Origin of the sequence: Cognatiluteimonas profundi, from assembly GCF_009792795.1 — a bacterium.
Taxonomy (GTDB): domain Bacteria; phylum Pseudomonadota; class Gammaproteobacteria; order Xanthomonadales; family Xanthomonadaceae; genus Cognatiluteimonas; species Cognatiluteimonas profundi.
On sequence record NZ_VKHQ01000011.1, the window covers coordinates 1 to 302 of the forward strand.

The following is a 302-nucleotide window of genomic DNA, read 5'->3' on the forward strand; positions in this document are numbered from 1 at the left end:
CGTCCACCGTGATCTTGCGCGAGAGATCGCCCTTGGCGACCGCGGTCGTCACGTCGGCGATGTTGCGCACCTGCAGCGTCAGGTTCGACGCCATCGAATTCACGTGGTCGGTGAGGTCCTTCCACGTGCCGGCGACGTCGGGCACGACGGCCTGGCCGCCGAGCTTGCCTTCGGTACCGACCTCGCGCGCCACGCGCGTCACTTCGGCCGCGAAGCCATTGAGCTGGTCGACCATCGTGTTGATGGTTTCCTTCAGCTGCAGGATCTCGCCGCGCACGTCGACCGTGATCTTGCGCGACAGG

At 66.2% G+C, this 302-nt stretch carries 1 protein-coding gene; it reads right to left on the reverse strand.

Annotated features, from left to right (window positions below):
• Positions 1 to 302 (reverse strand): HAMP domain-containing protein (locus GST15_RS12745; RefSeq protein ID WP_159017698.1); only part of this gene is annotated, 302 nt, incomplete at both ends.